Source organism: Flagellimonas algarum, from assembly GCF_040513375.1.
Classification (GTDB): domain Bacteria; phylum Bacteroidota; class Bacteroidia; order Flavobacteriales; family Flavobacteriaceae; genus Flagellimonas_B; species Flagellimonas_B algarum.
The window spans coordinates 33,370-48,136 of record NZ_JBEVTG010000002.1 but is presented as its reverse complement, the minus strand read 5'-3'; the positions used below and the strand labels follow the sequence as shown (position 1 = coordinate 48,136).

The window sequence follows — 14,767 nt, the reverse complement described above, 5'->3', positions numbered from 1 at the left end:
TACATAATTGTTATAACTTCATAGTGGCACAAAAGTGCAAAAAAAATCAGTATTGGAAAATAAAAGTTTCACAAACTGTAAAATTCAATACATTTCCGGTACGAAATCCAACCTTATGAAATCCGTATTCAAACTCTTTCTCGGGATTCCCCTATTGTTGCTTTCCTGTAAAAGTAGCGAACCCGGCACACCGCCTTCCGGATACCAAGGTCAAGGCCCTACCCCTTTGGTTTCGACGAAGACCAAACCGGTACAACGACAATGGAAAGGTACTTGGGCCTTTAAGGACAGTACCGTCTTTTTCAGCAATGCTTTTGATGGAGCCAGACTAAACGGGGTCGCCCACGATGGTGGCAACCGCTTTACCATTTGGATCACCGCCGAGAACACCCCGATAAACGTCAGCCCGTGGTACGCATTCAAGGTTTGGGGTACCCAAGCTTCGGAAATCGAGATCGAGTTCTCTTATCAAGATATCCGCAGTCGGTATTACCCGAAAATCAGTACTGATGGCTTGCACTTCACTCCCCTCGATAGTTTGAGGTATCGAGAAATCAATACAGGCGAAGGGGAATTTGGCATTAAAGCCGCTCCTGAAGCCATCGCCATTACCCTCCCTATCAAAAAAGAGCCGACTTGGGTGAGTGCGCAAGAACTATATCCCTCAAGCCGTGTCAATCAATGGATCGACTCCTTGGCCCAAGCTCCTTTTATAGCACAAGAAATAATCGGGTACAGTAGGGAAGGAAGGGCATTACGGCTGATGGAAATCAATTCGTCCGAAGCCAAGCAGTCCGTCGTGGTGATCTCTAGGCAGCACCCTCCTGAAGTGACCGGTTTTTTGGCGATGAAGTCCTTTGTCGAGACTTTGGCAGGTGACAGCCCGCAGGCCAAGGCTTTCCGTGAACGATATACGGTATACAATGTTCCTTTGGTCAACCCCGATGGCGTCGATAACGGGCATTGGCGCCATAATATGGGTGGAATCGACCTCAACCGGGATTGGTCGGCATTCCATCAACCGGAAACACGGGCCGTTCGCGATTTTCTGATAGCGAAGAAGGCAGAAGGCCAAACGTTCGACTTCGGGGTCGATTTCCATTCGACCTGGGACGACATTTACTATCCGTTGGATACTGTCGTAACCGGCGAACGGGGCAAGATCGTTTTTGATTGGATCACGGCCATCGGTGAACGCCTACCCGGTAAAAAGACCAATGTAAGCGCTTCGACCAAGTTGGAACCTACCATGGTCTCAAGAAACCATTTTTTCAAAGCGCATAATATGCCTTCGATCGTCTTTGAATTGGGTGATAACACCCCTCGCTGGTTTTTGAAAAAAAAAGGCAAGGTGGCGGCTGAAGAATTGATGCGTTTGCTTTTGGCCGAATAAACCCAAAGATCAAGCCTGTTTATAATGCATGCGATAACGCCAAAAACTTAGCGCCCCAAGCACAATCACCCCGAAGACCGTATACCAGACGAAGCTGGGGGTGATCACTTGGTCGCCACTGGCATAACTGTGTAACCCGACCAAGTAAAAATTCACTCCGAAATAGGTCATCATAATGCTGGCAAATGCAATGATGCTAGCGAAATTAAAGGTCCATCTTCCACGAAGACCGGGAACCAAACGCATGTGGAGCACAAAGGCATAGATCATGATCGAAATCAAGGCCCAGGTCTCTTTGGGATCCCATCCCCAATAGCGCCCCCAACTTTCATTGGCCCATTGCCCCCCTAAAAAGTTTCCTATGGTCAGCATGATCAGCCCTACGGTCAAGGCCAATTCATTGATGATGGTCAACTCCTTTAAATTGAGTTCCATACGGGCTTTGTTTTCCTTGGTCGTCAATACGATCAACAATAAGGAAACCACACCTAAGATCATACCCACGGTCAATGGCCCGTAACTGCCTACAATGACCGCCACATGGATCATCAACCAATAACTATCGAGTACCGGAACCAAATTGGCGATGGAGGGATCGACCCAGCTTTGATGGGCGATCCACAAGAGCATTGAGGTTACGAAGGCGCTTGATGCTATAGTCAAATCACTCTTGCGTCCGAAGGCCAGTCCCATGCCGATCGTAGCCCATGAAACATAGAGGATGCTTTCATAAGCATCGCTCCAAGGTGCGTGTCCCGAAATGTACCATCGCAGGATGAGGCCCGCGGTGTGCCATACAAAGAACACCCATATGATGCCCTTTAAAAAATAGGTGGCGGCTTTCCAAATCTCGCGCTCTTTGAAAATCCGTAAGACCAGAACCAAGAAAAGCGAAAGACCGACCATGGCATAATAACGATAGAGCCGGTTGAACAAATCCAGCTTGTTGTACAGGATTTCGGTATTGATTTTTTCTTTTGACGGCAATACCTCTGAACCATGGTTCTCTTGGTTTTGATGAAAGGCCCCCAAAAGCTCATCGGCTTGGGTGTAATCACCGGAATCGATGCCCATTCGTACGGTTCCCAAGTAATACGGTATCCCATTCTGCATGAAGTTGGCGTAGAGGGAATCGGTTACTTGATGTTGTCCGGAACGGAACTCTACCGCCGAAATCCATTTGTTGTTCTCATCATCCAACAACGGGAATATTTTAACGATCTCACCACTTAAGGCGGTACTCAACAGACTGAAACGTTCGTGGGCCTTAATGAAATCCTTTTGGAATTGGTTCGGATTGGTGGTTGAAGTGGCCTCTTGTAAATAGGGCTTCAATTTATACATGCCCGTGGCATCGAAAAAGTCGGTCGCCTTAGCGAACTTCCGATCCTTGGGAAGCGAAAAAATCTCACGGATGCTATCGTTCTCCCGCTTGCCTAAATAAATGAACTCAACATTCAACCAAGCCTGCGGATGGAGCATCATGGATAAAAATACCTGGTTGGCATCCATATCCTCGTACGTATTGCTACCACTCAGCTTGCGCAATAATTCGGAAGAAAAGGTATGTAAAGGTTTCATACGCCCCCCTTCATCTTGGATGACCAAGGCCCCGAAACGTTCGGCATGGTCTTTCGAAACCGTCGTTGCCCGCAATATGGAATCAGTCTGCGCTGCGGTAGGTAGCACCGTATGTCCGGCATGCCCGTTGCCGTTCTGTTGCGCATTCAAAGCTGGAAGTGTTGCCAACAATACGATTAGCGACAAGGTCGCTTTTTTCCGTTTGATCTTTTCGAGTTGGGAGGCCAACTCACCAAAACGGGTCTTTCCGAAAAAGAGGATGCCCATCAAACCAATGTACAACAAGAAATATCCGATATAGGTGATCCAGGTGCCCCAAACATCATGGTTGACCGACAAAATCGTCCCTTTTTCATCTGGATGGAAACTGGATTGGAAAAAGCGATACCCCTGGTGGTCCAGCACGTGGTTCATAAAAATATCGTAATCGAATGGGCGATCATCCTCGACGGTGATCTTGCTCATAAAAGAGGCATAACTATTGGTCGTACCAGGATATTTTTCTGCAATAAAATCGTTGAGGCGTACCCGAAACGGCAACTCGTGTTCTTTGGATCCGTATCGCAATGAAAAGGAAAGTCCACCAATGGATAGGTTTCCGGAAAAATTCGAAGCCCCTTTTCCGCCCAACAAGGTCACTTCTTGCTGGGATCCACCTGATGCGACGGTTACGACCAAGGCATCCCGGGTTTGTTCCGTGCGCTCCGTTTCAGGGACGGGTACAATGCCATAACGTCCCCTTGTCAAAGATTCGGGAATGACGAACTGCATTCCGGCCAAGGAGTATAAACTGCGTAATTGCAAGGGCTGTACACTGTCTTTTACCACCCCGCCTTGAAATTGGTCGGCCATACGCATAAAACCACCTTCGAAAGGCGTCTGCAAGGTATACTCCCCATTTTGGACTCCGATGTTGATGGCCCCTTGTGTCGGTCGGTTCAAAGCAAAAAGTACATTGTGTATACTGGCCACCTGCCCGTCTTGCAAATAATGTTCGTGACGTTGGCCATCGCCCGATTCGACGATCTTCAAAAAAGCGTCCCCTTGCGGGTCGTCGATCAACCCTTCTTTGGCCCCCTTAATGAAATCCGTGTAGGAAATGCTGAATTCCTGTCCGTTGAAATCGGTTTTCCAAGGCAAGCTGCTTCGCAAGCCTTCAGGGGTTACTAGGATATCGTCTTCCAAAATACGGCGCTTGGTCTGTCCATCGATATCACCATCAATGTAGGCGGTCAAAAAGGTCTTGTCGGAATAGAAGACGTTTTCCGCCTGTCCCTCCCGAATGGGCATCATCCCTTCAAAACTAATATAACGCGTAACGAAGGCCCCTATAATGATCAAGATCCAAGAAAGGTGTAGCACCAGAACGGGCCACTTCTTCCACTGTAACAACCGATAACGGTATATATTGCCGGTAAAATTGATTACGAAAAAAACCATGATGGCTTCGAACCAGGTCGCATTGTAAATGTAGATACGTGCCGTTTCAGTGCTATACCAACTCTCAATGAAAGTTCCGAAGGCCATAGCGGTCGCGAAAAGGATGAACAGCACCGCCATTAAGCGGGTTGAAAACAAGGTCTTTTTGAGTAGTTCGAGCATGCCCCGTGATCTTTGGGATGCAAAAATACGGCCTTTTTGGGTTTCCTTTCAGCTCCCCAACGATTAAAACGTTGAACAAAAATGTTAATCCGTGGGCAAGTTCGTACTTTTGACCATGCGCTCAATCGTAATCTTAGGAACGGGCAATCTGGCACAACATCTTTTCACAGCTATCGAGGCATGTAAAGACTTCGAGGTTAGACAGGTGTTCGGGCGCCCAAAGAGCGAGGAGCGATCTCAATTCGACCAGCTGCGCTTTACTTCCGATCCCAAGGCGATCATCGAGGCCGACATCTATTGTATTGCGGTCAGTGACAGGGCCATTGCCGAAGTTTCCGAACATGTGAAAGCAAGAAAAGGCTTGGTCGTACATACCTCGGGCAACACCCCAATGGAAGTGCTACTGCCGCAAAGAAAAGGGGTTTTTTATCCGCTTCAGACTTTTTCAAAGGGTCAACCGATGGTGTTTCAAAACATCCCGATATGCGTCGAAGCCCTGCATCCGAGCGACGAAGATCTTTTGCTTGAATTGGCCCATGCCCTTTCCGATTCGGTGCATAAGGTCGATTCGCAACAACGCCGAAAATTACATCTGGCCGCTGTATTTGCAAATAACTTTACAAACCATTTACTTGGCCTTGGTGAAAAGGTGTTGCGCGAAGCCGAACTGCCTTTTGACCTTTTGGGGCCCTTGGTACAAGAAACCGTACGTAAGGCCTTGGAAATAGGACCTAGAGCAGCTCAGACCGGACCAGCACGTCGTGCGGATTCAGTGACCATTGAGAACCACTTAAACCAATTGCAAGAACCCGAACATCAAAAGATATATCGCATTTTGAGCGAATCGATCAAACAGGAATATGAAAAAAAACTATAAAGAATACCTCAATGGGATTTCAACCTTCATCTTCGACGTCGATGGGGTGTTTACCGATGGTAGTTTGTTGATCACCACAGAAGGCGAAATGCTCCGCAAGATGAACGTTAAAGATGGGTATGCACTGAAAACCGCCCTTATGAAGGGGTATAAAGTCTGCATTATTTCCGGCGGCAGCAATGAAGGGGTCCGAAAACGCCTAGAAGGATTAGGGGTTACCGATATTTATCTCGGGGCCCATCACAAGACCGAACCCCTTCAGGAATTTTTGGCCAAGCATGGGATCGACCCTTCCGAAACGGTCTATATGGGTGACGACCTCCCCGACATTCCCCCAATGCAAAAAGTGGCTTTGGCGACCTGCCCACAAAACGCAGTGGCAGAGGTTAAGGCCATTGCCGACTATGTTTCCCATAAAAACGGTGGTGAAGGTTGTGTGCGCGATATCATCGAACAGGTCTTAAAGGTCAGGGGGGATTGGAACACCAATTTCAGTGCAAAGAATGACTGAGCATCCATTGGTAAAGCGGTTGCATGGGCACCGCATCGTTTTGGCATCCGGATCCCCGAGACGCAAACGCTTTTTCGAAGAATTGGGACTGCCTTTTGAAATTCGCCTCAAGCCAATGGTAGAAGATTTTCCTGAGCAATTAAAAGGCGAAGCTATCGCTAGCTATCTAGCCGAACTCAAGGCATCCGTCCATCTTGCCGACTTGGCAAAGAACGAAATATTGATTACCTCCGATACCGTAGTCTGGCATAAGGGTCGCTCGCTAGCCAAAGCAGCCGACCGTCATGAGGCCGAAGCCATGTTGAAAACACTGTCGAGCGATTGGCACGAAGTCATCACCGCTGTGTGTTTTAGCCGTCAACAGGGGCAAAAAACGGTCAGCGCTACCACCAAGGTCAAATTCGCTACCCTTTCACAAGCCGAAATCGATTACTACATCCAACAATGTGCCCCATTCGATAAGGCGGGGGCCTATGGCATCCAAGAATGGTTGGGGTTGATCGGTATCGAAGCGATTTCAGGTTCGTATACCAACGTTGTGGGCTTACCTACCCAGTTAGTTTACAAAACGTTAATGGATATGGCCCCCTAAAATTTCATAGCTACCTTTACCACAAACCGATCGCTATGAAATTGCTACAATCCTTTCGTTTATCCACTGGTGTTATCGTACTGTTGGGCCTTATTTTGGGCAGTTGCCAAAACAAAACCACAGCAAGTGAAAAAGAACTTGCCCTAAATGGCGCGGATTCCGGTATCGCTGAAGTCAAAGCGGAGCCCAAACCCCTTTCGCGTGAATTCAAAAAATACTGGTATGCCGGCAATGCCGAAATCACTTCGTATAAATTGGAACAGGCGCGATATGGCGAATTACGGGAAGGCACTTCGGTGTTGATATACGTGACTGAACCATTTTTACCCGATGCACAAGTTAAAGCCGATGGAAACAATGCGAACAATGTTCCGGTTCTCAAACTTAACGCTACCAAAAAATACCTGACCGGAATTTACCCCTACTCCATCATGAGCAGTACTTTCTACCCAGTCGGGGATCACCAACATGCTATTAAGACCAGTCTGTCTATGCAAGAATGGTGTGGCCATATCTATGCCCAACTGAACAATCGCGAGCAATTCGATTATACGGCGCATTCCTATTTTGAAGGGGAAGCCGATACCCAAAGTTCCTTACCAAAGGCATTGTTGGAAAACGAGATATGGAACAAAATCCGTATCGACCCTCAAGGATTGCCCACAGGAGCAATAACGATTATTCCCGCTTTGGAGTTCTTTCGCCTTAAACACCGTGAAATCGGTGCCTACGATGCAACGGCCCGATTGACCACGGAAGAAGGCATTTCGACCTATACCTTGGAGTATGAAGGGGGGATACGAAAACTGGAGATCCAATTTACTTCAGCCTTTCCGCATACCATTGAAGGTTGGACGGAAGAATTCATGAGTGGGTATGGCTCCAATGCTAAAGTATTACGTTCGACCGGAACCAAAATGAAGCGCTTGATCAGTCCGTATTGGCGACAGAATTCCAACGAATTCCTTCCGCTGCGCGACAGCTTGGGTCTTTAAACGATCGGCTGTTAAAGAAGTTCTAAATGTGCCGCGTTCCGGGGCTTATCTTTCTATATTTGGGAACAACTAAACGTGCCGACTATGCGAATTTCCTGGGCATTGCTGCTCCTTTTTGTCAGTTCTTACAGCTCCCTGATCGCCCAAAGACCCAAACAACGAAACGCTACCGAAATCCATCATGAGCTGCAAAAGCTCAACTTTTTAGGAACCGCACTCTATGTGGCGGCCCACCCAGACGATGAGAATACACGCCTTATCTCGTACTTATCGAATGAGGTGAAAGCCCAGACCGTGTATCTCTCACTAACCCGGGGTGATGGTGGCCAAAACCTCATCGGCGCCGAACTTCGCGAGTACCTCGGTGTGTTGCGCACCCAAGAATTGTTAGCGGCACGAGGTGTCGATGGTGGTGAACAACGCTTTAGCAGGGCCAATGATTTCGGTTTTTCAAAACATCCGAAAGAAACTTTGGAAATCTGGGATGAAAAAGAAGTACTGGGCGATGTGATTTGGAGCATCCGCCAATTGAAACCCGATATCATCATCAATCGATTTGATCATCGGACCCCAGGCCGTACCCATGGCCATCACACGGCATCGGCCATGCTGAGCCATGAGGCCTTTGATCTTGCGAACGATCCAAAGTCGTATCCAGAACAACTCTCAGCTACATCACCTTGGCAGCCAAGAAGGTTATTCTTCAATACCTCCTGGTGGTTTTATGGTTCGAGGGAAAATTTTGAGAAAGCCGATAAATCACAAATGCTTCAAATGGATATTGGTGTTTATTATCCTAGTCTTGGACTTTCAAACAATGAAATCGCGGCTAAGGCAAGCAGCCAACACCTATGCCAGGGATTCGGAAGATTAACCACCCGAGGCAGCCAATCGGAATACATCGAATTGTTGAAAGGGGATCTACCCAACGACAAGTCCGACCTGTTCGATGGAATCAATACGACTTGGTCTCGAATGGAAGGCGGAAAAGCCATAGGAGCGATTTTGGATAAGGTCGAACGCGATTTCAATTTCGCCGATCCTTCGACCCACGTACCGGATTTAGTGAAGGCTTATGAATTACTACAACAAAGTGAAGATGCGCATTGGAAGGCTTTGAAAAGTCCTCAATTGCAGGAAATCATCCTGGCATGTGCCGGAATGTATCTTGAAGCAAGTGCCGAAAATGCTTCCGTAGTGCCAGGAGAAACCGCAAAAATCAATTTTGAGGTGTTGAACCGTAGTCGTAGTCCATTCGAATTAAAGGATATTACCATTGCGGGGACTGACGCAAAAATAACCCCAGCCAAGAAATTAGGGGAAAACATCAAGGAAAACCTTGATTTGGAATTGCAAGTCGCGACCACGCAGCCCTATTCCAATCCGTATTGGCTCAACCGAAAGGGGACTTTGGGCATGTATGATGTCAGGGATCGGAATCTCATCGGGAAACCAGAGACCCCAGCCGCCTACCAAGCTGTTTTCACACTTGATTTGAACGGCACTACCGTTCGCTTTCAAAAACCCGTCGTGTATAGGTATTCGAAACCTGACAAAGGGGAACTTTACGAACCTTTTGTCGTGCTACCACAAGTAACGGCTGCGATGGAAGACGATGTGGTCATTTTCGCTGATGACCAACCCAAACAGGTCGCCGTCAAGGTCCGAGCAGGCAAAAACGACGTTTCCGGAGTCGCTCGATTGGACCTCCCTTCTGGATGGAAAGTGAATCCCGCTAGCGTTGAGGTCGACATCGCCCAAAAAGGGGAAACCCAAAACGTCTATTTTACGGTTACCCCTCCGCCTTCCGAAAATGAAGGCTTCGTCAGGGCCGTCGTTGAATCAGCAGGTATGACCTATGGAAAACAGTTGATCGAAATCGATTACGATCACATCCCAAAACAATCCGTATTGTCGGATGCCAAAGCCAAAGTCGTCCGATTGAACATCCAAAAAAGCGGGGAGCATATAGGTTATATCGTCGGAGCCGGCGACAAAGTCCCGGAAAGTTTGACACAGATCGGTTACCAAGTCCATCTGATCAACGTCGATGAAATCGAAGCCGGGTCCTTGGCCAAGTACGATGGTATCGTTGTCGGAATTCGGGCCTACAATGTGGTCGAAGCCCTAAAATTCAAACAAAACCATTTGCTTGATTATGTTGAACAAGGGGGCAATTTAATCGTACAATACAACACGGCCAACCGTTGGCGTGGGCAATTCGAAAACATTGCCCCCTACCCGTTGACCATATCAAGGGATCGGGTCACCGATGAGCACGCCGAAGTCTCCATTTTGGCTAAAGACCATGCCTTGGTGAATTTTCCGAACGCCATCAGTAGCTCCGATTTCGATGGTTGGGTGCAGGAACGGGGATTGTATTTTCCGAACGAATGGGGTGATGAATTTACCCCGATTTTAACCATGGCCGATGAAGGGGAATCACAAAAACAAGGTAGCCTGCTTGTGGCGCCTTATGGCAAGGGCAACTACATCTATACGGGTTTAAGTTTTTTCAGGGAACTTCCTGCGGGGGTATCCGGTGCCTATAAACTTTTTGCCAACATGCTTTCGTTGGGTAAGGAAATCAGCAAAGAAGACCAAATCAAAGGATAAATGTCAAAAATCGTTTGGAAAAAAGCCTACACTTTGGTGTTGCTCATGAACGCCCTGTACATTTTGCTGTTTTATTTCATCATGCAATCGAATACCTGACCCATGGCCATACTCGACTGGATCGTTTTAGGATGTACCCTTCTCTTTATCGTAGGCTATGGGGTCTGGAAAACCCAAGGCAGTAAGAACGTTGAAGACTATGTCAAAGGTGGTAAGGATGCCAAATGGTGGACCATCGGTCTTTCGGTTATGGCGACCCAAGCCAGTGCGATCACCTTTCTATCAACGCCAGGGCAAGCCTTTCATGATGGCATGGGGTTCGTTCAATTCTATTTTGGCCTTCCATTGGCCATGATCGTCATCTGTGCGGTTTTCATCCCTATCTACCATAAATTGAAAGTATATACGGCTTATGAACTGCTTGAAAGCCGTTTTGACCTTAAGACCCGAACGCTTACGGCCATTTTGTTCTTGATACAGCGCGGGTTGGCAGCCGGAATCACCATATTCGCTCCTTCGATCATCCTTTCCGCCGTTTTGGGTTGGGACCTGCGAACGCTGAATATCATCATTGGTATTTTGGTCATTGCCTACACGGTAACCGGAGGGACCAAAGCAGTCAGCGTGACCCAGAAACAGCAGATGTTCATCATCATGGTAGGGATGTTTTTCGCGTTTTTTTTCATTCTAGGTAGCCTGCCATCCGATATATCATTCTCCCAAGCGCTCCAAATTGCCGGGGCCAATGGAAAACTTGAAATCCTGAGCTTTGATTTCGATACCCAAAACCGGTATACGTTTTGGAGTGGGATCACCGGAGGGTTCTTTTTAGCACTTGCCTATTTCGGAACGGATCAAAGCCAAGTACAGCGCTATTTATCAGGGAAATCGGTGAAAGAAAGCCAACTCGGGTTGATATTCAATGGGCTCCTCAAGATCCCCATGCAATTCTTTATTCTCTTGGTAGGGGTCATGGTTTTCGTTTTTTACCAGTACAACAGTTCCCCTTTGAATTTCAATCCGGCAGCCACGGAAGCGGTGATGGATTCGGAACAGGGTGAAGCGTATTCAGTACTTCAAGGGGAACATGCTGAATTGGAAGACGAAAAAGTAGCCGCGCAAAATGAGTATGCCACAGCTTTGAAGTTGGGTGAATCGAATGCTTTGGAACTGGCTGAAAGCGAAATGCTTCGAATCAATACCCTTGAAAAAAGCAATCGAATGGCAGCCCGCACGTTGATCCAACAAGCAGACGACAGCATAGAGACCAATGACAAGGATTATGTATTCATCCATTTTATTCTGAACAATCTACCGCGCGGACTCGTAGGCTTGTTGTTGGCAGTGATCTTATCGGCCGCTATGTCGTCTACGGCCTCCGAATTGAACGCTTTAGGGACCACCACCGCCCTTGACCTATACAAACGCAATGTGGGCCGGACATTGACCGAGAAACATTATGTGTGGGCCACCAAAGGCTTTACCTTGCTTTGGGGGATCATTGCCATCATTATTGCCTGTGTGGCGAATTTATTCGACAACTTGATCCAGTTGGTCAATATCATTGGATCCATCTTTTATGGCAATGTACTGGGCATCTTTCTGTTGGCCTTCTTTTTCAAACACGTCAGGGGCAATGCGGTATTCATCGCGGCCTTATTGACCCAGGTCATCGTGATTATCGGATGGAGCCGTGATTGGATGTCGTATTTATGGCTGAACGCCTTCGGATGTGCCTTGGTCATCTTTTTCGCGCTCTTACTTGAAGGGTTCGACCGTTTGTTGGGCAAGCCCCCTATAAAGACATAAAAAAACCCCGATTGCTCGGGGTTTGAAATTGTGCTTGTGCTACATCTTTTACAAAGCGCCCCACTCTTTTAAGGAGTCCTTGTTCATTTTAACATAGTCCATATTACCTGCCTTTTCAGCAGCGGCCAAGGATTTTTTGGCGGCACTGACAGCACCCGACTTATCACCCATTTTGGCATAGATCAGTGATTGGCGACGCATCACCCAGTACATGCGGCCTTCGGTGTCTTTGGCAACCGCTTGGTCGATCCACTCTTTGGCTTTTGCCAAATCCTTGCCTTCAGCAAAGTAGTACGAAGCGGCCGAATAATAATCTCCGGCACTCGGACCCGCCATTACGGCCTCGATACTCTTGACCGCCTTATCAACGGTAGGCACTTCGAATTTTACCCCGACGTACACATTTTCCCACAGCATTCCCAAAGCGGCCCCATTGTTATGGAGGTCATCGATGGTCATTGTGAAGGTCTCGACCGGCATTTCCATTTTCAAAACCTCGGTCTTGACTATGGCAGCGACTTTTGAATCGTCCCATTCCCTTGGGGTACCCCAATTTTCTGTGTCACTGTAGAAGATCACTTCCCAAACGGCCTCTCCCGGTTTGGTAAAGATCGCATAACTACCGGCTTTGAGTTCCTTTCCTTGAACGGTCACGTCGTCGCTAAAGCTGACAACGGTGTTTTTGTTCGCACCGGTTCGCCAAAGCGCATCGTAAGGAACCAAATTACCGAAAACGGCACGACCCCGCATAGAAGGTCTGGAGTATTCTACGGTAACTTCGGTCAAACCGACCTGCTGCTCCATCCTAGAGAAGGGGCTCGGTTGCGGGGTTTGCATTTGCGCCCAAAGGCCTGCACTTAAAAGGCCGACGAAGCAACCTACAAGTAATTTTTTCATTGTAACGGATTTAAATAGGTGTGTTAGACCCACAAAACTACTTATTATGGGTAGCCTGATTTGTTAACGAATACTTAAATATAAGAAGGTCAATCCCTAAAGAACGGGGCTGATAGGATCCCATCCGGAAGCAAAAAGGCGAGGTAATATAACGATTGCTGTAAATCGGAAATATCGATATCATTATCCGTTATCGCTTCCAAGGGCACATAACGTACCAACCGGCCACTTGCATCATAAATCCCCATGGCGATGATCGCCTTATCGGTATTCAATACATAACCCAATTGGGTCGCCCCGAAAGTCTTGAAGACCACCAAACTTTCTTGGGGTACTTCAGGTTCCGGCCCTGGTTGGGGTCCTTCCCCATCCATCCCATCCAATCCAAAAGAAAACAAACGCGCGGCCGTATCGATGATCGGGGCGTTGACAAAGGCTTCGCTAGTAGCATAAAAACGAGGGCCTATCAAGGCTAAGGCTTCCATCTGAGCCGGTACGATGTTGAGATCGGTTTTGGTGAATTGTCCATCGAACAAAGCGTTGGATGTTACATCGGTGAAAGTCGCGAAAAAAGGAACCAATAATTGGGAATAACCCAATAGATATAAGGTATTGGAAGCGGCATCAAATGTCGCTGCCGTCACCAAACCATTGATAGGGAACGCCCCTATTCGTTCAGCTACGAACGTCCCGGGTGTCTTGGGAATCCGGTAGGCCACGGTACCCAATTGCTGCCATTGTTTCGTCAATACAATCAAATCATCCCCTAACACGATCAGGGCCTCGGCATCGAAATCACTGTTCTCGGAACCTGAAAAATCCAGCTGGTCACCATAAGCGAATTCGATACGTTCGGCAGCAACGGTATCGGAGGCATTATAATCGGTTTTTGCGATTCGGAGAATGGCCAAATCCCTGCGGGATCCATTATTGTTTCCGAAATCACCGATATAGATATAGTCGTCATCTTGAGCAAGATCCTCCCAATCGATATTGCCTTGATTTGAGAGGGATACGGTGCGAACGACCGCTAAGGAAGTGGTGTCCAATTCGTACAATCGGGCCTCCCCTCCCGAATCATTGTGCGTTATGAGGTTACCGTTGTAGAATAGCAATCCGGAACTTTCGACCAAGGATTCAGGCAACTCACCCAATACACGGATATCGCTTTGGGAAAAGGACCAAGCCCCGAAGAGTGCACAAAAAACAAAAAGGACGGTTCTCAAGAATGATCGGTTTGAACGCAAAATACGATTTTGTAGGACCCCTTTACGAAAAGCACGTTAAAGCCCCAAATTCCAGGACGAACGCCATTTCCTAGCTCAACTTTAGTTTTGTTTAACTTTTTTGATTTTTATTTAAACATAGTTGGATTATCTTTGTAAAAAATACCCAATGAAATTATATCAGCTTCACGCAAAGCAGTCCTTTCCCATTACGAAGAAAGAAGCCTGGGATTTTCTTTCAGACCCCAAAAACCTCAAAGTCATCACCCCGGACCATATGGGTTTCATCATCTTATCGGGAGCTGACCGCCCGATGTTCCAAGGGCAGATCATTCAATATATCGTGAAGCCCTTCGCGGGTATTTCAACCAAATGGGTCACTGAAATCACCCATGTGAAGGAAGGGGACTATTTTGTTGACGAACAACGTTTCGGGCCCTACGCCCTATGGCATCACAAACACTTCATCAAAGAGACGCCGGAAGGGGTCGAAATGGAAGATATCATCGACTATAAATTGCCATTCGGAATCTTAGGCCGTTTGGCCCACCCCCTGTTGGTTAAAAAACAATTGAAACGCATTTTTGAATATCGTGAAACTAGGTTGACCGAATTGTTCGGCTCGGTACCTGGAGCGCAGCATTCATTAACCCTAAAAGCGATTTGAT

Annotated in this window: 11 protein-coding genes; 8 read left to right on the top strand and 3 right to left on the bottom strand. The window is 47.5% G+C overall.

Features of this window, described 5'->3' with window-relative positions; translation table 11 throughout:
* Positions 1-115: 115 nt before the first annotated feature.
* On the top strand, positions 116-1,393 hold the full coding sequence (locus tag ABV409_RS07390) for a M14 family metallopeptidase (protein WP_353876938.1): 1,278 nt from the start codon (positions 116-118) through the stop codon (positions 1,391-1,393).
* A gap of 9 nt (positions 1,394-1,402) precedes the next feature.
* Here the strand turns inward: ABV409_RS07390 and ABV409_RS07385 are convergent, their stop codons facing one another.
* Positions 1,403-4,576 carry a cytochrome c biogenesis protein gene (locus ABV409_RS07385; RefSeq protein ID WP_353876937.1) on the bottom strand — a complete coding sequence of 1,058 codons (3,174 nt, stop codon included), beginning with the start codon at positions 4,574-4,576 and terminating at the stop codon, positions 1,403-1,405.
* A gap of 91 nt (positions 4,577-4,667) precedes the next feature.
* Here ABV409_RS07385 and ABV409_RS07380 point away from each other — a divergent pair, with 91 nt between their 5' ends.
* The 6 genes from ABV409_RS07380 to ABV409_RS07355 all read left to right on the top strand — a co-directional run bounded on the left by ABV409_RS07380 (position 4,668) and on the right by ABV409_RS07355 (position 11,976).
* Positions 4,668-5,453 (top strand): Rossmann-like and DUF2520 domain-containing protein, encoded by a 786-nt coding sequence (locus ABV409_RS07380; protein WP_353876936.1) that lies wholly within the window; start codon positions 4,668-4,670, stop codon positions 5,451-5,453.
* Entirely contained in the window at positions 5,437-5,964 is a 528-nt protein-coding gene (locus ABV409_RS07375; protein WP_353876935.1) for a KdsC family phosphatase, read from the top strand. The genes ABV409_RS07380 and ABV409_RS07375 overlap by 17 nt, the downstream gene beginning before the upstream one ends.
* Positions 5,957-6,556, top strand: coding sequence for a Maf family nucleotide pyrophosphatase (locus ABV409_RS07370; protein WP_353878152.1), 600 nt, complete (start codon positions 5,957-5,959; stop codon positions 6,554-6,556). The genes ABV409_RS07375 and ABV409_RS07370 overlap by 8 nt, the downstream gene beginning before the upstream one ends.
* 35 nt (positions 6,557-6,591) lie before the next feature.
* The gene (locus ABV409_RS07365; protein ID WP_353876934.1) at positions 6,592-7,551 is read left to right on the top strand and encodes a septum formation inhibitor Maf; all 960 of its coding nucleotides are present in this window, start codon (positions 6,592-6,594) and stop codon (positions 7,549-7,551) included.
* 84 nt (positions 7,552-7,635) lie between these two features.
* A complete protein-coding gene (locus tag ABV409_RS07360; RefSeq protein ID WP_353876933.1) occupies positions 7,636-10,167 on the top strand; it encodes a PIG-L family deacetylase in 2,532 nt (843 codons plus the stop codon).
* A 102-nt stretch (positions 10,168-10,269) separates the two neighbouring features.
* A complete protein-coding gene (locus ABV409_RS07355) occupies positions 10,270-11,976 on the top strand; it encodes a sodium:solute symporter family protein (protein ID WP_353876932.1) in 1,707 nt (568 codons plus the stop codon).
* A 48-nt stretch (positions 11,977-12,024) separates the two neighbouring features.
* Here ABV409_RS07355 and ABV409_RS07350 read toward each other — a convergent pair whose 3' ends face one another.
* Together ABV409_RS07350 and ABV409_RS07345 are read right to left on the bottom strand one after the other, a co-directional pair.
* Positions 12,025-12,873: a DUF2911 domain-containing protein gene (locus ABV409_RS07350; protein ID WP_353876931.1), complete on the bottom strand. Its 849-nt coding sequence runs from the start codon at positions 12,871-12,873 to the stop codon at positions 12,025-12,027.
* Between the two features lie 89 nt (positions 12,874-12,962).
* Positions 12,963-14,099, bottom strand: coding sequence for a T9SS C-terminal target domain-containing protein (locus ABV409_RS07345; RefSeq protein WP_353876930.1), 1,137 nt, complete (start codon positions 14,097-14,099; stop codon positions 12,963-12,965).
* A 169-nt stretch (positions 14,100-14,268) separates the two neighbouring features.
* Here ABV409_RS07345 and ABV409_RS07340 point away from each other — a divergent pair, with 169 nt between their 5' ends.
* The gene (locus ABV409_RS07340) at positions 14,269-14,766 is read left to right on the top strand and encodes an SRPBCC family protein (RefSeq protein WP_353876929.1); all 498 of its coding nucleotides are present in this window, start codon (positions 14,269-14,271) and stop codon (positions 14,764-14,766) included.
* Position 14,767 lies beyond the last annotated feature (1 nt).